This is a genomic window from Streptomyces sp. NPDC046335 (genome assembly GCF_055587985.1).
Genome location: NZ_JBVJFF010000023.1, coordinates 65820 through 86190, shown reverse-complemented (window position 1 = coordinate 86190; position 20371 = coordinate 65820). Strand labels below are relative to the sequence as shown.

19 protein-coding genes are annotated in these 20371 nt (G+C 70.7%); 10 read left to right on the top strand and 9 right to left on the bottom strand.

Annotation, left to right across the window (positions count from 1 at the left end; all coding sequences use genetic code 11):
* Positions 1–71: 71 nt before the first annotated feature.
* Complete coding sequence (locus ACZ6JY_RS38550; protein WP_469203909.1) at positions 72–1184, bottom strand: ABC transporter substrate-binding protein; 1113 nt, start codon at positions 1182–1184, stop codon at positions 72–74.
* A gap of 294 nt (positions 1185–1478) precedes the next feature.
* Between ACZ6JY_RS38550 and ACZ6JY_RS38545 the strand changes: the two genes are divergently transcribed.
* Positions 1479–2573 (top strand): winged helix DNA-binding domain-containing protein, encoded by a 1095-nt coding sequence (locus ACZ6JY_RS38545; protein WP_469203907.1) that lies wholly within the window; start codon positions 1479–1481, stop codon positions 2571–2573.
* Between the two features lie 206 nt (positions 2574–2779).
* On the opposite strand, the gene ACZ6JY_RS38540 is transcribed toward ACZ6JY_RS38545, so the two are convergent.
* Positions 2780–3142, bottom strand: a complete 363-nt coding sequence (locus ACZ6JY_RS38540) for an ArsR/SmtB family transcription factor (protein ID WP_469203905.1) — start codon at positions 3140–3142, stop codon at positions 2780–2782.
* 94 nt (positions 3143–3236) lie between these two features.
* Here ACZ6JY_RS38540 and ACZ6JY_RS38535 point away from each other — a divergent pair, with 94 nt between their 5' ends.
* From ACZ6JY_RS38535 to ACZ6JY_RS38510, 6 genes are all read left to right on the top strand, one after another.
* Positions 3237–5258 carry a heavy metal translocating P-type ATPase gene (locus ACZ6JY_RS38535; RefSeq protein WP_469203903.1) on the top strand — a complete coding sequence of 674 codons (2022 nt, stop codon included), beginning with the start codon at positions 3237–3239 and terminating at the stop codon, positions 5256–5258.
* Between the two features lie 335 nt (positions 5259–5593).
* A complete protein-coding gene (locus tag ACZ6JY_RS38530) occupies positions 5594–5797 on the top strand; it encodes a cold-shock protein (RefSeq protein WP_004986771.1) in 204 nt (67 codons plus the stop codon).
* Between the two features lie 307 nt (positions 5798–6104).
* Positions 6105–7598, top strand: coding sequence for a DEAD/DEAH box helicase (locus ACZ6JY_RS38525; protein WP_469203901.1), 1494 nt, complete (start codon positions 6105–6107; stop codon positions 7596–7598).
* Between the two features lie 65 nt (positions 7599–7663).
* Positions 7664–8008, top strand: coding sequence for a CBS domain-containing protein (locus tag ACZ6JY_RS38520; protein ID WP_469203899.1), 345 nt, complete (start codon positions 7664–7666; stop codon positions 8006–8008).
* Positions 8009–8067: 59 nt separating this feature from the next.
* Positions 8068–8385, top strand: a complete 318-nt coding sequence (locus ACZ6JY_RS38515) for an SCO5918 family protein (RefSeq protein ID WP_469203897.1) — start codon at positions 8068–8070, stop codon at positions 8383–8385.
* A gap of 701 nt (positions 8386–9086) precedes the next feature.
* The gene (locus tag ACZ6JY_RS38510; protein WP_469203895.1) at positions 9087–9440 is read left to right on the top strand and encodes a helix-turn-helix domain-containing protein; all 354 of its coding nucleotides are present in this window, start codon (positions 9087–9089) and stop codon (positions 9438–9440) included.
* Positions 9441–9467: 27 nt separating this feature from the next.
* On the opposite strand, the gene ACZ6JY_RS38505 is transcribed toward ACZ6JY_RS38510, so the two are convergent.
* The 5 genes from ACZ6JY_RS38505 to ACZ6JY_RS38485 all read right to left on the bottom strand — a co-directional run bounded on the left by ACZ6JY_RS38505 (position 9468) and on the right by ACZ6JY_RS38485 (position 14789).
* On the bottom strand, positions 9468–10046 hold the full coding sequence (locus ACZ6JY_RS38505; RefSeq protein ID WP_469203893.1) for a TetR/AcrR family transcriptional regulator: 579 nt from the start codon (positions 10044–10046) through the stop codon (positions 9468–9470).
* Between the two features lie 76 nt (positions 10047–10122).
* Positions 10123–11331, bottom strand: coding sequence for a Cmx/CmrA family chloramphenicol efflux MFS transporter (locus ACZ6JY_RS38500; protein WP_469203891.1), 1209 nt, complete (start codon positions 11329–11331; stop codon positions 10123–10125).
* Positions 11332–11510: 179 nt separating this feature from the next.
* Positions 11511–12038, bottom strand: a complete 528-nt coding sequence (locus ACZ6JY_RS38495; RefSeq protein WP_469203889.1) for a DUF1062 domain-containing protein — start codon at positions 12036–12038, stop codon at positions 11511–11513.
* Positions 12039–12284: 246 nt separating this feature from the next.
* Positions 12285–13523, bottom strand: coding sequence for an erythromycin esterase family protein (locus tag ACZ6JY_RS38490; protein WP_469203887.1), 1239 nt, complete (start codon positions 13521–13523; stop codon positions 12285–12287).
* 72 nt (positions 13524–13595) lie between these two features.
* Positions 13596–14789: a serine hydrolase domain-containing protein gene (locus ACZ6JY_RS38485; RefSeq protein WP_469203885.1), complete on the bottom strand. Its 1194-nt coding sequence runs from the start codon at positions 14787–14789 to the stop codon at positions 13596–13598.
* Positions 14790–15479: 690 nt separating this feature from the next.
* Between ACZ6JY_RS38485 and ACZ6JY_RS38480 the strand changes: the two genes are divergently transcribed.
* The 3 genes from ACZ6JY_RS38480 to ACZ6JY_RS38470 are packed head-to-tail and all read left to right on the top strand — an operon-like array spanning position 15480 to position 17750.
* The gene (locus ACZ6JY_RS38480) at positions 15480–15731 is read left to right on the top strand and encodes a hypothetical protein (protein ID WP_469203883.1); all 252 of its coding nucleotides are present in this window, start codon (positions 15480–15482) and stop codon (positions 15729–15731) included.
* Positions 15728–16621, top strand: a complete 894-nt coding sequence (locus ACZ6JY_RS38475) for an XRE family transcriptional regulator (RefSeq protein ID WP_469203881.1) — start codon at positions 15728–15730, stop codon at positions 16619–16621. The genes ACZ6JY_RS38480 and ACZ6JY_RS38475 overlap by 4 nt, the downstream gene beginning before the upstream one ends.
* Positions 16622–16631: 10 nt before the next feature.
* On the top strand, positions 16632–17750 hold the full coding sequence (locus tag ACZ6JY_RS38470) for a hypothetical protein (RefSeq protein ID WP_469203879.1): 1119 nt from the start codon (positions 16632–16634) through the stop codon (positions 17748–17750).
* 26 nt (positions 17751–17776) lie between these two features.
* Here the strand turns inward: ACZ6JY_RS38470 and ACZ6JY_RS38465 are convergent, their stop codons facing one another.
* On the bottom strand, positions 17777–19021 hold the full coding sequence (locus ACZ6JY_RS38465) for a cytochrome P450 family protein (RefSeq protein WP_469203877.1): 1245 nt from the start codon (positions 19019–19021) through the stop codon (positions 17777–17779).
* A gap of 15 nt (positions 19022–19036) precedes the next feature.
* Positions 19037–20122 carry a protein kinase family protein gene (locus tag ACZ6JY_RS38460; RefSeq protein ID WP_469203875.1) on the bottom strand — a complete coding sequence of 362 codons (1086 nt, stop codon included), beginning with the start codon at positions 20120–20122 and terminating at the stop codon, positions 19037–19039.
* Positions 20123–20371: the final 249 nt, after the last annotated feature.

Genomic DNA, 20371 nt, shown 5'->3' with positions numbered 1-20371 from the left:
GTCCGCCCCGTCGCCATGGTTACTCGTTGCAGTAGTGGTCAAGGCGCCGCGGCCGCCCCTTATTTCACGTCTCAGCCCGTGTGGAGAATCCGGAAACGGCCGGGCTCCGCCGGGTCCCTGTCGACGACTTGGACCGGCGGCCAGGCCCACTGCCATACGTCGATGCCTGGCGTACGGGAGAACCGGATCCGACCTCGGGTGCCTTCGACTGCGACGCGCGGCCAGGCTTCGGCGATGCGCGCACGGTCCGTGCCCTGGGAGCGCAGCACATCGGCGAGGACGGTGATCGTGTCGTAGCCCTCGAAGGCGACGAAGGAGGGCGCCTCGGACAGCCGCTCACGCAGAGCGGTCTCGACCCGTGCGCCGAGTGAGGTCAGGCGCTCGGGCAGGTAGCGCAGGAACGGGATCGCGGCGCCGTCCCTGCCCAGCAGCCTCGCCCACTCGGCGAACTCCGGCTGCCCGGCCGGCGCACCGATCATGACCTCGGCCAGGCGCTGGTCGCGGCGGACAGCCTTCACGAGCGACACGGCCGGCTCCGGCTGGCCGGTCAGGACGAGGAGAGCCGTGGCGCGGGCGTCGACGAGTCGGTCACACACGGCCGTGGGGGAGAGGGCGCTCACGTCCAGTGCGGTGACGGTGCCGCCGCGCGGAGCGAGACAGTCCCGCAGGATGCGGGTCCCCGCTGCCCAGTAGACGCTCGGCTGGGCAGCCACGGCGATGTGACTGTGGCCCGCGCCGAGCAGGAAGTCCGCGTAGATCCGCCAGCCGTGGGACTGTGCCGGGCAGAGACGCGCCACCCATGGGCTCGGTTGCTCGGTGAGCGCGTCGAGCACCGCCGACGAGCACAGGAACGGCAGTCCGTGGGCGTCGGCCCCGGCGGCGGCGGCGCGAGCGACGACGCTGTGATACTCCCCGGTCAGGGCGGCCACGCCCAGGTGAGCCAGCTCCTCCACGGCCGTCGCGGCCCGCTCCGGATCAGCCGCGGTGTCCCGGACCACCAGTTCGAGCGGTCGTCCGGCGATTCCACCGGTGTCATTGACGTCGCGAACGGCCGTTTCCAGTCCGGCGAGCAGGTGTTGACCTGCCTCGACCCAGCCGGGCCGGGTCAGAGGAACGAGGGCGCCGATCCGGACGGACGATCCGTCGGCCCGCTCGGGCACAGGCGTCGATGGCGGAGTACTCATGCGCTGGCGTCTTTCATGCCGCACATTGCATACACCACCATCTCGATCAAGCAACCGAATTCCCCGCGGTCCCTGCCGGGGGCCTCAGCAAGTCTCGCGGACACAAGCTGACCGCATCTCCTGAAACCGTGGTGCTCGACCGGGGGCGTCACAGAGCAGGCCCCTGGGGCGACGCATCGCCGCGTCGAGCCGCGCAACGACTTCAGGAGCAGCCCGCATGCCCGTGACCGCCTCGCCCCACCCGCCCCGGCGGCTCGCCTTCCGGACGACCGAGGAGTACCCGGCGGTGACGCGGTGACCGTCCTCGACGCCCGGGCCCTGGGCCGCGCCACGCTCGCCAGGCAACTGCTTCTCGGCCGCGCCGACATGCCCACCCTGGACGCGGTCGCGCACCTCTGCGGGCTACAGGCGCAGGAACCGCAGGAGCCGTTCGTCGGGCTCTGGTCGAGACTGCGCGGCTTCGAGCCGGGGAGCCTCAATGACCTGCTCGTCGAGCGACACGTCGTACGTACGCACCTCATGCGCCGCACCGTCCACCTCGTCACCGCCGATGACACCCTGGCCTGGCGGGCCCGGCATGACGCGATGCTGCGCCAGCGGGTGCTCGGGGTCTACCGCCGTGATCTCGAAGGCGTGGACCTCGACGAACTCGCTGCGGCGGGCAGGGAGGTGCTGTCCGACGGCGAGCCGCGCTCCATGGCCGAGCTGACGCGGGCGGTCGCCGACCGCTGGCCGACGACGGCGCCACGCGCCCTGGGGGAGATGCTCATCGCCGGGCTCGTGCCCATGGCGCAGATGCCGCCGCGCGGCCTGTGGCGCACCAAGGCGGGCGTGCGCAATCTCCCGCTCGCCACCTGGCTGGGGCGGGAGACCGACCCGCCGGCCCCGGACGGCTCCGACCCGGTCGGCCAGGCTCTGGTGCGCCGCTACCTCGCCGCGTTCGGCCCCGCCGCCACGGCGGACCTCCGCGCCTGGAGCGGCCTGGCCGGACTGCCGGCCGCGGTCGCCGCCACCCGCGCGGAACTGATCACCTTCCGCGACGAGCGAGGTCGCGAGCTGCTCGACCTGCCCGACGCGCCCCGCCCGGACCCGGACACGCCCGCGCCGGTGCGTTTCCTGCCAGCGTTCGACAACGCGATCCTCGGCTACGACGACCGCACCCGCATCATCGACGACGCCCACCGCGGCCTCTCGGTCGCCGGGGAACGCGCCGTCCTGGTCGACGGCCGGGCGGCGGCGACATGGACCGTCGAGGAGGGCTGCGTGGTGGTGACCCCGCTGCGGCGCCTTGCGCGGGCGGAGCGGGAGGAGGTCGCGGAGGAGGGGCGGTCGGTGGCGGCGTTCCTCTCGGACAAGGCGAGCGAGCGCGTACGGGTCGACGCAGGCTGAGGGCGCTCTACTTGCGGAGCTTGCGCGCGTTGCGGAGCTTCTTCGCGTCCATCTCCCGTCCGAGCGCCGCCGCAGTCCGGCGTAGCACAGCACCGCCGCGGTGAGGGCGAACGGGCCGCCGGTGGTCGACCCGCTCGCCGAACCGCTTGAGGTAGGCCTCACGCAGGTTGGTCGCGCCGAAGAGCCCGAGAGCCCGACGGGGAACCTTACGGCGCCGCGGGGTCAGGCAGGCCGAGGCGGAGGTGCTCCACGTGGTAGAGCGCCTGTTCCAGGAGTTCGGCGACGTGGTTGTCGTGCAGTGAGTAGACGATGGAGCGGCCGTGCCGTTCGCCCGTGACCAGGCCGAGGTTGCGCAGCAGGCGGAGCTGGTGCGAGCAGGCGGAGGCTTCCATGTCGACGGCTTCGGCGAGGTCACCGACGGTGCAGGGGCCTTCCTGGAGCCGGGCCAGGATGTACAGCCGGGAGGGGGTCGCCAGCGCTTGCAGGGTCGCGGCGACGTCGGAGACTCCCGCCGCGTCGAGCCGCTCGCGCGCGGTGGCGTCTGTCCTGCTGTCGGTTCCGTGGCCCATGGCAGCCATCTTACCGACGACATATGAAGACCTGTTCAATTGTTCTTGTATGGTGGAGGCGTCACCCCGTACGCCCTCGAAGGGTTGCTCTGCCATGCCTTCTGCCCTGGACCAGCGGTCCGCCCCGACCGCGGCGGCACCTCGCCCGGCGGCCGTGCCGCGGCGCCGCACCCGCATCCTCGCGCTGCCGGAGGCCCGGTGGGCGCTGGCCGCGCTGACACTGTTCCTGCTCGCCCTCCCGCCGTACCTCCTGGGCGCTCCGGCATGGCTCTGGGGACCGCTGTTCGCGGCCACCTACGTCACCGGAGGCTGGGAGCCGGGCCTGGAAGGGCTGAGGGCGCTCAAGGACAAGACCCTGGACGTGGACCTTCTGATGGTCGTCGCGGCGCTCGGAGCCGCCGCGATCGGCCAAGTCCTCGACGGCGCGCTGCTGATCGTCATCTTCGCCACCTCCGGCGCCCTGGAGGCCGTCGCCACGGCCCGCACCGCCGACTCCGTACGCGGCCTGCTCGACCTGGCGCCCACCACCGCCACCCGCCTGGGACCCGACGGCACCGAAGAGACCGTCGACGCCGCACGGCTCGCGATCGGCGACGTCATCCTGGTCCGCCCCGGCGAACGCGTCGGCGCCGACGGGCAAGTCGTCGAAGGGGCCAGTGAGATCGACCAGGCCACCATCACCGGCGAACCGTTGCCGGTGGCCAAACAGGCCGGGGACGCGGTGTTCGCCGGCACTCTCAACGGCACCGGCGCCCTGCGCGTACGCGTCGAGCGCGACCCGGCGGACTCGGTGATCGCCCGGATCGTGCAGATGGTCGAGGAAGCCTCCGCCACCAAGGCGCCCACCCAGCTGTTCATCGAGAAGATCGAGCAGCGCTACTCGATCGGCATGGTCCTCGCGACCCTCGCCGTTTTCGCCGTCCCGCTCGCCTTCGGCGACGCGCTCCAGCCCGCGTTGCTGCGCGCGATGACGTTCATGATCGTCGCCTCGCCGTGCGCGGTCGTGCTCTCCACCATGCCGCCCCTGCTCTCCGCGATCGCCAACGCGGGCCGCCACGGTGTCCTTGCCAAGTCCGCCGTCGTCATGGAACGCCTGGGCCAGACCGACATCGTGGCCCTCGACAAGACCGGCACCCTCACCGAAGGCACCCCCTACGTCACGGACATCCGCCCCCTGCTCCCGGACGCGGACCTGGACGAGCACACCCTCCTGGGCCTGGCCGCCGCGGCCGAACACGCCAGCGAGCACCCACTGGCCCGCGCCGTCGTCGAAGCCGCCCGTGAACGCGGCCTGACCCTGGCCGCGGCCGAGGATTTCACCTCCACACCCGGCCGGGGCGTCACCGCCACGATCGACGGCCGCAAGATCCAGGTCGGCTCACCCGCGCTGCTCGCGACCCTCGCCGACGCGGGCCCCGGCCCCGAGCAAGAGGCGGGCCCCGGCGCTGAGCAAGAGGTGCGGAAGCTGGAAGACGCCGGACGCACCGCTGTCGTCGTACTGCGTGACGGTGTGCCGGTAGGGCTCCTGGGGATCGCTGACCGGCTGCGTACGGACGCCGCCGCCACCGTCGCCGCCCTCACCCGCCTGACCGGCCGTACCCCCGTCCTCCTGACCGGCGACAACGAGCGTGCCGCCGAGCGCCTGGCCGCCGAGGTCGGCATCACCGACGTCCGCGCCCGGCTGCTGCCCCAGGACAAGGTCGCCGCCGTCAAGGAATGGGAGGCCCAGGGGCACCGTGTGCTCGTGGTGGGGGACGGCGTCAACGACGCCCCCGCACTGGCCGCCGCGCACTGCGGCATCGCCATGGGCAAGGCGGGCTCCGACCTCGCGCTGGAGACCGCCGACGCGGTCGTGGTCCGCGACGAACTGGCCACGATCCCTGCCGTGGTGCGGCTGTCGCGCACGGCCCGGCGCCTGGTCGTGCAGAACCTGGCCATCGCGGCGGCGTTCATCACCGTCCTCGTCATCTGGGACCTGGCCGGGACCCTGCCACTGCCCATGGGAGTGGCGGGCCACGAAGGCTCCACCGTCATCGTCGGACTCAACGGACTGCGCCTGCTGCGCGAGGGTGCCTGGCCGCGCGGCACCGGGCGAGCCGCCGGCACCACTCCTTGACCGCTCCCTCACCCGCGCCCAGGCGCCGATTTTCGTATTTCGCTGCCCTGAGCGGATAAATATGTGAGACCGCGGGATGAGGATTTCACGAACCCTGCGGTGAGGGTTTTTGCCGCACCGGGGAGGGTGAGATTAGTCGCCGCACACCGCCCCCCGCGGCGTGCTATTGTCGATCTCAGTTGCAGTTGTGGTTCCCGAAACTCAAGTGCCCTCGCCGGTTTCCCCGGTGAGAGCACTCTTGTATTTCCGGTCTTTTTCCGGGCGGGGTGATCATCGCGGCGACACGGAGTCCGCACAGTGTGGATCCCGATGTACTGCCCCAAAGGAGATATGACATGGCTACTGGCACCGTGAAGTGGTTCAACGCGGAAAAGGGTTTCGGCTTCATCGAGCAGGACGGCGGCGGCGCTGACGTGTTCGCCCACTACTCGAACATTGCTGCCCAGGGCTTCCGCGAGCTGCTCGAAGGCCAGAAGGTGAGCTTCGACATCGCGCAGGGCCAGAAGGGCCCGACGGCCGAGAACATCGTTCCCGCCTGACGCTCACGCACACTTGCAGCTGGGGCCCGCATCCTTCGGGGTGCGGGCCCCAGCTGCATGCATTTCCCCGCAGTGATTCCGCCTGCGGCACGGCACGGCCCAGGGCATCGGACCACGATGTCACTGCCGCGCCCCCTTCTTTTCTCATAGGGCGCCCCACGTCGCGCCATTCCTGAAGCGTCTGTGCCGCGGAAATTCACCGGCCGGTCTGCTTTCGCGTTTTAGTCGGTCCATGTCTTGTTGCTCCTCCTTGTCGCTCATTGCCGGAGGAATTCCTTGATATGTGCCGTATCAAGGAAGGTTCCACATGAACCGCACACGTACGAACGACCGTTTCGCACGCACCGGGTCCGGCGCCAGGGGTGAGAGGGGCGGCAGCCGCTCCGGAGCGCCGGCCCCGCGCCGCTCCGACCGGCCGGCCAGGCCCGGCGGTCACAGCCGTCGGCCCGCCCCGCTCCAGGGCGAGTTCGCCCTCCCCGTGACGACCACCCCGGCTCTTCCCGCCGTGGAGCGCTTCGCCGATCTCGACATGCCCGCGCCGCTGCTGGCCGAACTCGGCAGGCAGGGCGTCGCCGTGCCGTTCCCGATCCAGGGGGCGACGCTGCCGAACTCCCTCGCGGGCCGTGACGTCCTCGGCCGCGGGCGTACCGGCTCCGGCAAGACCCTCGCCTTCGGCCTCGCGCTGCTCTCCCGGCTCACCGGGCAGCGCGCCGAGGCCCACCAGCCGCTGGGGCTGATCCTCGTACCCACCCGTGAGCTCGCGCAGCAGGTGACCGACGCGCTCACCCCGTACGCCCGCTCCGTCAAGCTCCGCCTGACCACGGTCGTGGGCGGGGTGTCGATGGGCAGGCAGGTCTCCGCTCTGCGCGGCGGCGCCGAGGTCGTCGTCGCGACCCCGGGCCGGCTCAAGGACCTCATCGACCGTGGCGAGTGCCGGCTGAACCAGGTGGGCATCACCGTGCTCGACGAAGCCGACCAGATGGCTGACATGGGCTTCATGCCGCAGGTCACCGAGCTTCTCGACCACGTGCGGCCCGAAGGGCAGCGCATGCTCTTCTCGGCCACGCTGGACCGCAATGTCGACCTGCTGGTGCGCCGCTACCTGACCGACCCCGTCGTCCACTCGGTCGACCCCTCGGCCGGTGCGGTGTCGACGATGGAGCACCACGTCCTGCATGTGCAGGGCACCGACAAGCACGCCACCACCGCTGAGATCGCCGCCCGTGAGGGCCGCGTGATCATGTTCCTGGACACCAAGCACGCGGTCGACCGGCTGACCCAGGAGCTGCTCGACAGCGGGGTGCGGGCCGCCGCGCTGCACGGCGGCAAGTCCCAGCCCCAGCGCACCCGCACGTTGACGTGGTTCAAGACCGGGCACGTCTCCGTGCTCGTCGCCACGAATGTCGCCGCCCGCGGCATCCACGTCGACGACCTCGGTCTCGTCGTCAACGTCGACCCGCCGACCGACCCCAAGGACTACCTCCACCGCGGCGGCCGAACCGCGCGGGCCGGCGAGTCGGGAAGCGTCGTCACGCTGGTCACCCCCAACCAGCGCCGGGGCATGGTCCGCCTCATGTCGGACGCCGGAATCCGCCCGCGGGTCACGCAGGTCCGCTCCGGCGAGGAGGAACTGCACCGCATCACCGGCGCCCAGGCTCCCTCGGGCGTTCCGGTCGTCATCACCGCGCCGGTGTCCGAACGCCCCAAGCGGGGCGCCGCGTCGTCACGCGGCCGTCGCCGCCCCGCTTCGGCTGCGCGCCGCGCCGCCGCGCAGCAGGCCGGCCCGGGCGCAGCCGCATAGAACGTTCGCCACGTGCGCCATCACGGAGACGACCCGTCTCTCCATCCCTGCACCAGGAGACAGTGTTGACGTTGGTTCAGACGTATCCCCGCTCGGCGGGCCCCGGCATCGTGCACGAGCCGAGGGCCGATGCCGGGGACGAGGCCGGGCCGCGGGCCTGGAAGGACATGACGGTCGAGGTGGCCCTCTCCGTCATGATCAGCGCCCGTGTCGGGCACCTGCTCGTCTGTGACGACGACGGCCGGAGCACCGGTCTGGTCACCAGGGCCCGGCTCACCGCCGTTCGTGACGGCGCCGGATACACGGACCGAACCCGTCTGCGGGACGTCCCCGACGCCCACGGGCCCGATGCCGTACTCCTGGCGGCGTCGGGCGGCAGCACCCGGACCGCTCCGGCCCTGGGCCACTGAACCAGCTCATCCGGGTCGGCTCCCGCCGTCCCTTCCTTCTGTTCCTTCTGTGAGGTCTCATGCGTTGTGTCATCGCTCGCTTCCCGTTCGACCTGACCAAGAGCGGCGTGCTGGAAACGATGAAGGGCGTCAAGCCCGAGCCGGTCACCGGGCAGTCCGTGATCATCGGACGACGCCACTACCCCGTGAAGCAGGTCGGTGAGGTCATCACGCGCCAGGACCGCCGCGACTTCAGCGCGGGCGAGGTACTCCGGGCCATGGCGCAGCTCGGCTTCACCTGCCGCGCCACCCCCGTCGTCCCCGCCGCCGTGTCACCGGCCCCTGCCGGCGCGCTCCAGCGGGCCTCCGCGATGCTGGGTGCCCCCATGCCGGTCTGACCGGCCGGGGGCGGACCGCGAGCCGACACGAGGGAGCAGCGCAGACGGCACCAGCCGACACGAGAACAACAGCGAGGGCCCGACCGGAATCACCAGTCGGGCCCTCGCTCGTGTGCGGAGATCGGCAGGTACGACTATCTGGCAGCGACACGCTCGGAAACCTATCCTCGCTGAAGTAGACATTGGGACCTCACGTGGGTATGGTTTTTCTTGTAGGCGAGATCGAGAAGGGCCCGGCAGATACGAACTGCCGGGAAGAAGTACCCGCATGACGGTCCGGCGGTGGAGTTCCGAAGCCAGGGTTTTCGCAAGACGGTGACGGGGCTGACCGCCGGACCGGGTGGCCCGCAGTGAACAGGGGTCACCGCGAGCAACACGGCAGTATCAGCAACACCGCAGTTCAGTTCGACAAGTACGAGGCCATCAAGTGGCCCAGAGGGAAGAACGGAGGAAGCGAGCGCCATCAGGATCGCCCGGGGAAGGCGCACAGATGCCCGCCCGGGTACCGCAGGACATCGATAGGCAGGTGGTCTCCGGTCACGCATCCGCGATCCCCGCACCCGCTCCAGGCCTCTGGCAGCCGGTCGTGCGGAAACAGAAGGCCGACGCAGCACTAGGTCGGCAGATGGTGTAGCAATCCTTCGGGGCTCTGGTGTCGTACGGCACCAGAGCCCCTCTACGTGTTCCACAGAAGGGGCTAAATGACAGCGGACGACTCGCTCAACCGCCTTGATGACGACGACTACCCCGCCTACACCATGGGCAGGGCCGCCGAAATGATCGGAGTCACTCCCGGTTTCCTGCGGTCCCTCGGTGAAGCGCGACTGATCGCTCCCCTGCGTTCCGAGGGAGGGCACCGCCGCTACTCGCGCTATCAGCTGCGCGTCGCGGCCCGCGCTCGGGAACTCGTCGACCAGGGGACGCCGATCGACGCCGCTTGCCGGATCGTCATCCTTGAGGACCAGCTCGAAGAGGCACAGCGCATAAACGCCGACTACCGCCGTGCGGCCCAGGCCACCACATCCTCGGAGTCGCCAAGCCCTGGTCCGGCCTGAGGGGGCAGTGCGCCGAGTGGGCCGGTGTCAGAGATCCGCCAGCATGCCGTTCACCGTGGCGAGCAGGGTCTCGCGGTCGTCCTGGACGCGGCTGAGGACGCGCAGGCCGTAGTACGTGCTCTGGACCCGGCGCGCCACGATCCGCGCGTCACCGGTCGAGCGGATCTCGCCGGCGCGCCGCCCCTGCTCCACGACCGCGCACACCTCGTCCTCGACGCGGTCGAAGCTGCGCCGCACCGCTTCCCGGACCTCGGGGTCGGAGCCGGCGATCTCGACGGCCGCGTTGATGGCGAAGCAGCCGTGCGTGCCCGTCGCGTCGAGGTCGGCGTCGATGGCGTGCACCATCAGCGCGCGCAGCCGCTCCTTGGCGGGGCCGTCACCCCGCAGGGTCTCGACCTGCTCGGCGGTGGCGGTGTCGTAGTAGCACCCCAGAGCGCGGAGGTAGAGCTGCCGCTTGCCGCCGAAGGTGTTGTAGAGGCTGGAGGGGCCGAGGCCGGTGCTGTCGCACAGGGCGCGCGTCGATGTGCCCTCGTACCCATGACGCCAGAACGTCTCCATGGCCGCGGTGACGACCCGGTCCTCACTGAACTCACGTGGTCTGGCCATGCGCCCACAGTAACGGTTTTGGAACGGCTTCACAAAACCCGGCGGCGCCTCCGTTCCCAGCCCCGTGTGCCCGCGTTCACGCCTCCACCCTCGCGGTGTCACGAGCGGCCACGACGGCGGACCGTCCGGGCAGCGATGGCCGCTCCCGTCGCAGATACGCCGCCCACAGCACGCCCGCCGTTCCCATGGCGGCCAGCGCGGCACCGACCCAGGCGACCGAGGCGTAGCCGTACCCGGCATCGATGGCGAGGCCGCCCATGAGCGGGGCGACGGTGTTGCCGACGTTGAACGAGGCGGTGTTGCCCGCGCCGACCAGCGTCGGAGCACCCGGAGCCAGGGCGAACACCCGTGACTGCAACGCGGGATTGGTGATGTAGCCGACGAGGCCGAGCAGGAAGACCAGGACGATGACCACGGCCGTCACGTGCGCCGTCAGGGCGAGCAGGGCGGAGAAGAGGGCCAGGGCGCCGAGCCCCAGGCCGAGCGTGCCGAGGGGATGCGACTGGCCGGTGCGCCCGCCGATCACGATGCCCGCGAGCCCGCCGACGCCGAACAGGGCGAGGACCGCGGGCACCCACCCCTCGGAGAGCCCGCTCACCTCGGTGAGCAGCGCCGCCAGATAGCTGAACGTGACGATGACGGCCCCGAAGGCGAACGCGGTGATGGCGTACGAGAGCCACAGCTGAGGCCGCGCCAGGCCGCGCAACTCGGCGCGCAGCGAAGGGCGTTCGCCCGCGCCGCGGCCGCCGGGGACGGCGAACAGCGTGCAGAGGAGGCTCACCACGGTCGCCGCCGCCACCGCCCAGAACGCGGCACGCCAGCCGGAGTACTGGCCGAGCAACGTGCCCGCCGGTACGCCGACGATCGTGGCGAGGGTCAGCCCGCCGGCCACCACGGCGACCGCTCGCGCCTTGGCGTCCGGCGGGACGATCGCCACCACCGTGGCCACGGCGACGCCCCAGTACCCCGCGTACGCGAGGGCGCTGACCACGCGCGTCACGAACAGGGCGGCGTAGCCCGGCGCGAGGGCGCCCACGACGTGGGCGACGATGAAAACGGCCTGCAACGCGACGAGCGCTGTGCGCCGCGGCCAGGTGAGGGTGGCGACGGCGAGCAGCGGCGCGCCGATGACCATGCCGATCGCGAAGGCCGAGATGAGCAGCCCGGCGTCGGGGATGGACACTCCGAGATCGTCGGCCATGCCCGGTAGCAGCCCGGACAGCATGAACTCCGAGGTTCCCTGGGTGAAGATGCCGAGCCCGACCATGTACACAGCAAGCGGCATTGGTGGTCCTCCCTCTCGCGACGCGGTAGCCTCTCCACCATTTGGAGCGACCGCTTCAAAACCGACGAAGGGAGACGCTAACATATTGTGGATCGATCGCTTCAGAACCGTTCGAGATCGGCTGTGGCCAGGGCCTGTCCGGCGGGTCCTGCCGGACAGGCCCTGGTGCCGAGGAGGACTCAGCGCTTGAGCATGAAGGTGAAGTCGCCGGAGATCTTGCCGGTCGGCCGGACCGCCGAAACGAGTTTCCCTTCCGTGATCAGTCGCTCCACCTCGGCTCGCGAAAGACCGCACCCCTCAGCGATCAGCCGCGTGGGCCGGACAGGAATCCGCGCCGCGAAGCGGACTGAGACGTCGATCACCTCGCGGTCCGGGCGAACCGGTCCGCCGGTGTCGAGGCGCCAGGCGTCGTCCCAGTCGAGAGCGACGCGATTGCGGCGCCGCAGGGCTGGGTCCTGGAGCAACTCGGCGGTCAGGCCGGGGTCGTTGCCATGCAGCCGGTCCAGCAGTGCGGGTCGTACGGAGCGCACGTTCATCCGCTCGAAGACCGTGAGCTTGGCGGTCTCCCCGCAAGAGGTGCAGAGCACGAGGAGCCAGGCGTCGATGAGCTTGTGATGCGCGTTGACGCGGAATTTGTTGCTTGCCCGGAAGCGCTCGGACGCGCACGTGTGGCAGCGACGGAGGACGAGCGGCAGGCAGGTGGGCATGACAACCCAGTTGTCGAGCACAGAAGTACACCGGTTTCAGTGAGAAGTCCGCAGCAGAAAGGAGCGCGTCGCATATGCGCGACGCGCGACAGAATCAGCGCTCGGGGGGTCTCACACGGTGTACAACGGCACGTCCTTGCCCAGACGACTCGGTTCGACAGCACGGTAGCGGCGCAACGCGGCGCCGCTCCACCGGTTTTCGAGCGCGCTCACCGCCCACTGCGGCGTCACTGGGCACCGGACACCTCAGCGGCTTTGAGGGACGTCCTTGACGAATACGATGCCGTCGCTGTGCGCCAGGTGCTCCGGGTCGAGCGGGGCGTAGCCGAACCAGGGCGATGTGCGGGGCGCGGGGTGGTTGGCGCCGAGGGCCGTGGCCAGCCGCGGGGCGTCGATGAGGCAGCGGCCCCCCGGGAGTGCGTGGTCGCCCAGGAGTGCGTAGAGGAGTCCTTCGACGGTGTCCGGCGACGGCACCTCCACGCCCTGGTGCCGGAGGGTGCCGAGGGCCGTGGCCAGGAAGGCGTACCCCGCGCCGAGCCGGGCACTGACCAGGGCGCCGGCGCTCCACCACTCCAGCGGCATCCCGCCCATCCGCATCGAGCTCTTGGCCCGTTGCAGATGGGCGTTCTGGGCGTGGACGAGTGCCGGGCCCCGCTCGGCGAGGGCGAGGAGGTTGTCGGCCATCATCTGGTCGCGGACGCTCACCAGCCGGGTCATGCGGGCGGGGGAGGTGTCGGCCATCCAGTGGTGGTAGCGCAGCAGGCCGACCGCGGTACGCCCGTACAGGCGCGCCCGGTCCCAGTCGTCCCGCGGGCCCGTTGCCGACAGGTGCGGCGTCTGCTGGTCGAGCAACGCCACCAAATCATCGGCGAGCAGCCGCAGTTGGGTGGCCTCGTGTGATCGTCCCGTGGACCGGGAGGGGTCCCACATCGCGGCGGGGTCGGTCCACCTGTCGTCGCTGCCGAGCAGGTCGTCGAGCGTGTCCGCGGCGCAGGGCAGCAGGCCGGCGTCCACCCGGGCCGCGAGGTAGGCGTGCAGGGCGGTGAGGGACTGCCGGGGGCTAGCGGCGTGGGTGATCTCCAACGGGCCGTCGAAACCGGCGAAGCGGAGCCGCTCGGACGCGGGCCGGCCGTCGGCGTCGGCGCGGACGTTGTAGGCGCGCATCCAGCGCACGAGCTCGCGATTGGCGGCTGAGGCGCCCCAGCCGTGGCTGATGCCGTGTTCCATGACGTCGTCGAGTGCGCCTGTGCCCGAGGTGACGTACTCGTCGACGACCAGGCCCCTCACGCAGTCGCTCTCGATCGCGATCGTCCGGTAGCCCTCCTGCTCGACGAGCTGCCGGAAGAGCTCGTTGCGGAGGTGGAGCAGAGCGTCCTCGCCGTGGGTGGGCTCACCCAGGGCGAGGAGCCGGGGCCGGGCGGGGAAGAGCCTCATGACGGCGGCGGCGTCTACCGCATGGGCGGTGTCTTTGATGTCCGTGACCATGCCTTCAACGCTATCGTTGAACCGACGGTTGAAACTTTGCTCGGCGATCCTCGGGATCGTAGGCAAGAACCTTCAAAGCGACTGGCGGCTCACGTTGGTGCGGCACAGTGCGTGGTCGATGAGGTCGCGCAGTGCGTCCTCCTGACGGGCCGCGGTCCGCGGGTCCGCGGGGCGGCTGTGCGCGGAGACGGTGACCGTGCGGCTGCCGTCCGTGGTCGTCGCCGCCCGGATGACGTATCCGAAGCCGCTTCCGCCGTGGCCGAGGTATCCACCGCCGCAGGACAGGGGGGTGAGGAACAGGCCCAGACTGTCCCGGGTGCCGTCCGGGTGGCCGCTGTCCCGCGGCACCGGGACCGTGGTCCGCATGGCGGCGAGCTCGGCGGGTTTCAGCAGTTGGCCGCCGGCCAGGGCGGTGAAGAAGCGGTTGAGGTCGCGGGCCGTGCCGGTCATCGAGCCGTCGGCCCCGCTGTCGAAGGGACGGTAGGGGATCGTGGTGTCGACCAGCGGGCCGTCGACGGCGAACTGCTGGTAGTTGGCCGTGTGCGGGCGCGGGAGGAAGGGGCTGGTGCCCGGGGTGTCGGTGTGCCGCAGGCGGAGGGGACGCAGGATGCGGTCGTGGACCTGCTGTTCCCAGGTGCGGCCGGTGATCTTCTCGATGATCATTCCGGCGAGTACGTAGTTGGTGTTGGAGTACGCCCAGTCGGTGCCTGCCGGGAAGGCGGGCTCATGGCGCATGGCCAGGGCGACCAGCTCTTCGGGCTTGTAGGCACGCCACCGGTTGGCGAAGTAGGTCCGGGCGCTGGGGTCGGGGAAGACGTCGCTGATGTATTCGGGCAGGCCGCTGGTGTGCTGGAGCAGGTCGCGGACCGTGATGGTCCGGCCGTCGTTCCCCGCTCCCGCGACGACTCCGGGCAGGAGTCGCTCCACCGTCTGGTCGAGGGTGATCCGCTTTTCGCCCACCAGTTGCAGCAGGACGGTGGCGACGAACGTCTTGGTGGTACTGCCCAGACGCAGGTGGCCGTCTTTCGGAACCGGGCGGCGAGTGACCAGGTCCGCCACCCCGGAGCGGGCCGTGGTCGTCCCGCGGGGAGTCTCCAGGCGGACCGATACTCCGGTGACCCCGGCATCCCGCAGCGCGTCGGCGTCACGCTGCACGGACCAACCCGTGCCGGAGGGGCGTGGCGCGGCAGAAGCCGCGACGGGCGGCAGAGAGGAAGCGGCCAGCGCCAGCAGGGCAGCGGATAACCACACGCGACGAAAGATCATGGCCTGAGGCTAGGAACGACAAGGGCCGCCGGCCCATCCGGCATACGCCCCTCGTGTACGGGGGCCAGCCGGATGGACACACGTAAAAGCCCCGACTGGTCGGGGGAAACCAGCCGGGGCGGCACAGCGTGGCCTCCGCCGGCCACATCTACATGAACGATGCCCGGTACATGGATGTTCCGGACCAGCACGGCATCCGGGGGTGAAACAGGACACATCGGGAGGTGGAGCGAGGAGCCCCGGAGGTGAGGAGCCCCGGAGGCGAGGGGCCCAGAGGTGAGGGGCCCAGAGGTGAGGGGACCGCTTCCGTCCAGCGCGTGGACGGCTGGACGGAAGCGGGGCGGCCCCCTTCGGTTGTTCTTGAGCACAAGGGGGCCGCCAGGCCTTCCAGACCGGAAGGTGCGACGCCGGGAGAGGCGTCACCTCCCATGGTGCGTCATCGTCCCGGCATCGCGACGCCAAGTACGTCCTAGTCGCCAAAAGGGTTCATCTCGCCGGGATTTGCCGGTGGCGGGCACCGTCAAGCGGTAGAACCCGGGCGGGCGGCGCGAGGCCATTGTTCCGTAACTTCATGATCACGTTGAGTGGCGCGGCCCTCGCCCACCATGCTGTCCTCCAACTCCTCCGGGGCGCCTGAGCACCGCCCTGGAGAAGCCCTTTCCAGACCCTTGATGCCTTGGGGAAGGTGCGATGACAAGCAAGCAAGTGATGACCGTGGCCGTGCTGGCGGCGGTCCTCGTGTGGAGCACGGTGATGACCGTGCTGGGGCAGCTCGCGGCCGTGGCGGCACTGCTGCCCTCGCTGGGACTCCTCATCCAGCAGCTCTTCTCCGCACTCGGCGGCCAGGACACACGGCAGAGTGGCCAGGACACACGGCAGAGTACGGAGCCGACCGGTGCGCCGACCGCCGGGCCGACCGGAAGTGAGGAGCTGTCACGGTGAAACCGACTCACGCACCCCGCCGCCCAGAGGGAGACGCTCCCGGTCGCCGCGGACGCCCGCCGGAGCCGATCTGCGAGACGGCGGGGCCCGCCCACCGCACCTGGCTGGAGCCGGTCCGACAGAGGCTCACCGGAAGCGGCCTCACCCTGGGCGCGCTGGTCAGCCGCTCCGGCTACTCCAAGACCCGGCTCTCCGAGCTGTTACGGGGCAAGGGGTACTACCCCGGCTGGGAGATCACGTACAGCGTCATACGCGCCCTGGACCTCCCCGTCACCCCGCTGCGCCGGCTGTGGATGGCCGCCGCCCTGGAGGCCGAGAAGGACACCGACTGGATCGCGAGCCGCATCCGTGACGTCCAGCCGCTCGGCCGTGAGGACCAGCCCGTCGCCCATCTCGGTCTCACTCAGGCCATGTGGCAGCCCTACACCGCCTACGCACGGGCCTTCCTCCAGTCCGACCGGCGCGCCCGCCACGTGGTCGGGGAGACCTTCGACATCCTCTGGCTCACCTGGGACGCGGCCACCGCCAGCGCCGACACGACCCGCCACGCCTGGCTGCTGCTGCGCGGCAGAGTCCTCGCCCACGCCCCCGAGCGCCCCGACGGCCGCCCCGATCTGCGGGCCGCCGCGTTCTCCACGGCCGTGCAGGCCGACATCCCCGACCTCACCGAGCGTCTGCACCGCATCGACGTCCTCGCGCGGTTCTTCGACACGGTCACCCGCCTGCCGCCGGACCAGATGGACGTCACGGTCCTGCGCCATCTGTGCGGCATACCCGAGACCGCCGTACCAGGCGTCGTCGGCCTGGCACCGGCCATCACCCACACCCTGGACCACCACGCCCGTGGGGCACTGAACGAACTGTGCCCCGACTCCGACACCCAGGAGTGATCCCCCCTCCATGAACACCGTCGACGACCTCCTCGCCCAGTCGCTTCTGTTGCATCAGCCGCGCGTCCCCTCCGACGTCGTCGGCCACGAGGACCTCGATTACGCCGGGCTCACCGAGGCCTTACTGCTGCGGGACGGCGAGGTGCCCGACCGGGGTGACGATCGCGCCGCACAGAGCCTCGCCGCCCTGTGCGAGGCGGTCGTCGCCCGCTGCACCCCCGGGCAGCTCGCCGATTTCCTCACCGACCAAGTGCCCCAGCCGCGGGCCGCCTGGATCCTCGGCTGCGCACTGCAACTCGCCGGCGCCCACGACGGCGCACGCTTCTGGTGGCAGTACGCCGCCGGTGCCGACGACGCTCCCGCCTCCTACTGCCTCTACCTCCAGCACCTCGCCGGCGGCGACACCCACGCCGCCGCCCTGTGGCAGGCCCAGGCCGGCGTCCGTGCCCCCGAAGAAGGCCATGCCGCGGGGGAGGACCGTGACGCGGACGAAGAAGACCATGACGCGGACTTCGACGGGGGCGCACCGGCTCACCGGGCGATCACCGCCGACGCCAGCCTCGCCACCGTCCTGCAAGTACTGAGCCGGCTCAGCCGTGTTACCCCGCGCAGACACACACCGGCGGCGCAGGCCGTCATCGACTTCGTCGCCACCGCTGTCGCCATCGGATACGACCGCCATCCCGACCTCGAAATCCCGCTGCCGGGGGAGGACTTCGCCGAGCGGCTGGTCGTCATCGCCGCGGCGTTCAGCATGGGAGACCCGCGCACCGCGGAACCGGAACCGGAACCGGAAGCCGCCGGGGCGCTGCCGAACCGGCCCGCGCAGGACCGGGCCGCCGAGCACGTACCGGCACGGCGCCGGGCGCAGGGACCCGCACGGCTGCTGGTCAAAGTGACCGCCGACGGGCACCAAGGCGCCTCCGCGCACGTCTTCTTCAAGGAGGCGGTCGCCGTCTGCTGGGAGAAGGCGACCGCGGCGAGCGGCGCGGACGCGCGGGGCACGCGCATGTCCTACTACCTCAACCGCGTACGCACACGGGCCACCCTGGCGCTGTCTCCCGCCGCGGCCGGTTACGGGACCGGCGCGCCCTTCACGGCGGGGCCGGTCTTCTTCCGCGCACGGTAGCCGGGGCCTGCCCCGCTCAGCGGCGGTCAGATCGTCTCCCTCCGCCTTCGGTAGCGCACCGGAAGCGACAGCACTCCGCGGATGATCCCGGAACCGATCCAGTCGAGCGCGTCGGGTTCGGTGGCCAGTTCCAGTTCGGGGACGCGGGAGAGCAGGGTGCGCAGCGCGATGGTGGCCTCCAGGCGGGCGAGCGGGGCGCCCAGGCAGTAGTGGATGCCGTGGCCGAAGGCCAGGTGACGGGCGCCCGGCCGGGTCACGTCGAGGACGGCCGGGGCGTCACCGTCGGCCTGCGGGGCATCGTGTCCTGCGGAGCCGAGAGCGACGACGACCATGCTTCCCCGGGGGATCGGCACCCCGGCGAGTTCGAGGTCCCGCGCGGCGTAGCGGCTCGTGGAGCGCTCGACGGATGTGTCGTGGCGCAGGAACTCCTCCACCGCGCCGGGCATCAGATCGGGCCGCCCGCGCAACAACGTCATTTGGTCCGGGTGGCGCAGCAGGGCCAGCACGGAGTTGCCCAGCAGATGCACCGTGCTCTCGTGGCCGGCCACCACCAGCATCATCGCGGTGCCGACCAGTTCCTCCTCGGAGAGCCGGCCGTCCTCCTGGTCGCGCACGGCCACCAGGGCGGACAGCAGATCGTCCTGAGGGCGGCGGCGCTTGTCCGCGACCAGCTCGGCCAGCAGCCCGTGCAGAGCCGCCAGTGCCGTTCGATGCTCGGGAGAGGCGACTTGGAGCGCCTGGCCCGCCCAGCGGCCGAAGTCGAGGTGATGTTCGTGCGGGATGCCGAGGAGCTCGGCGATGACCGTGGCGGGCAGCGGGGCGTTGAACGCCTCGACGAGGTCGATCTCGCCCGAGGGTGGCATCGCGTCGATGAGGTCGTGGGCGATCCGCTCGATGCGCGGTGCCATGTCGGCCGTACGGCGTGGGGTGAAGGCGGCAGCGGCCAGACGGCGCAGGCGGGTGTGCTCGGGCGGGTCGGCCTCCATCATCTGGGCGCCGAGACCGACGGAGGGCTTGTTGAGGACGTACCCGGCGGCGGCCAGCGCCTCGGCGGCGGGCGTGGAGTCCTTCAGCAGGTGGGGATGGGTCAGCGCTTCACGGGCCAGGTCGTAGCCGACGATCACCCAGCCCTTCAGGCCGAGGTGGAACTCGGCAGGGTGGATGGGGCCGAGCTCCCGCAGCCGGGCGTAACGCGCGGGCGCGTCCGCCTTGAAGGCGGGATCGATGACCACCCTGCCCGTTCGATGCGGGCACTGTTCGTGCGTGCTCATGGTGCGTCTCCCGTCTCAGCCGTGCGCTCGCGTCCCACTGTGCCGGAACGTCGGCGCATGGCAATGGAGTTGTCGTGGGGGGAACGACCCGGGGGACCGGCTGTCCCGCTGGAAATCGCGGTAGAAGTCGCTCATCGTCGCAGCGACCGGGGCGTAACGGACGAGAAGCGCCCCGATCGACGCTGGAACCGCCTCGGGGATCACCCCCTGGGCGCAGGTGCGCACGAACGCTCCGCGTTCCTCCGGTCCGTATCCGTACAGAGCGACGGTCAGCCAGTTCACCAGGTGCGTGATCGTGTAGCACTGGTCGTAGGTACGGTGCCGGCCGAAGAAGTCGGCCTCATCCGGTGTGAGTTCGAAGCCGGAGGAGATCGCGAGGCCGTAGTCGGTGAAGAAGAGCTGCCGGCCGTCGGTCAGGATGTTCTCGAAGTGGGCGTCGAAGTGCAGCAGCCCGCGGGCGTTCATGAACGAGACGCCGGCTCCCAGCTCCTTGTCCACCATGGCGCAGGCCCGCTCGGCGGCCTCGTCACCGGCCCCGATCCGGACGCCCAGCCAGTCGTGCAGGTTCTGCGGGATGTACTCCAGGAACAGCACGAGACTCGCCGTGGAATCCCGGAGAGCCTCGATCCGGCGGCGTACCGGTGATCCGCCTCCCCAGTAGGCGACAGCCCGGTCCACATCGGCCAGTTCCTCGGGAAGCGGCCGGCCGGAGTCCGGTATCACCCGCCAGTGATACATCAGGGGGAAGCCCCCGTAGTCTCCCGCGAGCACCCAGTTCGTCGTCTTGGTGTGCACGGCCAATTCCCGCCAGGCTCCGAACCCCGGGCTGCCGATGGCGCCGATGCCGTAGTGGCAGGAGGCCGGGAGCCCGAACAGGTTCGCGGTGGAGTGAACGTGCTCCGGCCGTCGCTCCAGATCGGTCAGCCGCACCTGCTTGACGAAGACCGGGGTTCCCTCGACCTCCAGCAGGACCGTCTTCCCGCCGATGCCCGACCCGAGAGTCGTGCCCGCATCCACGAACTCGCGCAGTGCGCGATCGCCGCGCAGCGCCAGCGATGGGGAAACGGCGTCGTGGGCGGCCAGGCGTGCGCCGCAGGACATGTCAGGGCTCTCCACCTGTGCCTCCAGCCGTGCCCCGCCTCTTGCGCGATGGCTCGCAGCGAACACGCCGGACGCTTCTGCTCGCTTGTCCACCAGTGCGGTCCGCCGCTGTCCACGACTCTACGGCGTCCGCCGGTGGCGCCCCACGGGTTCTTGGGGGGAACGGAGGGGGGGGGATCCTGGGGACGAAGTTTTTGCCCAAGGGCCAAAAAAGGAATCGAAGAACCCTTCGACCAAACTTCCTGCCCA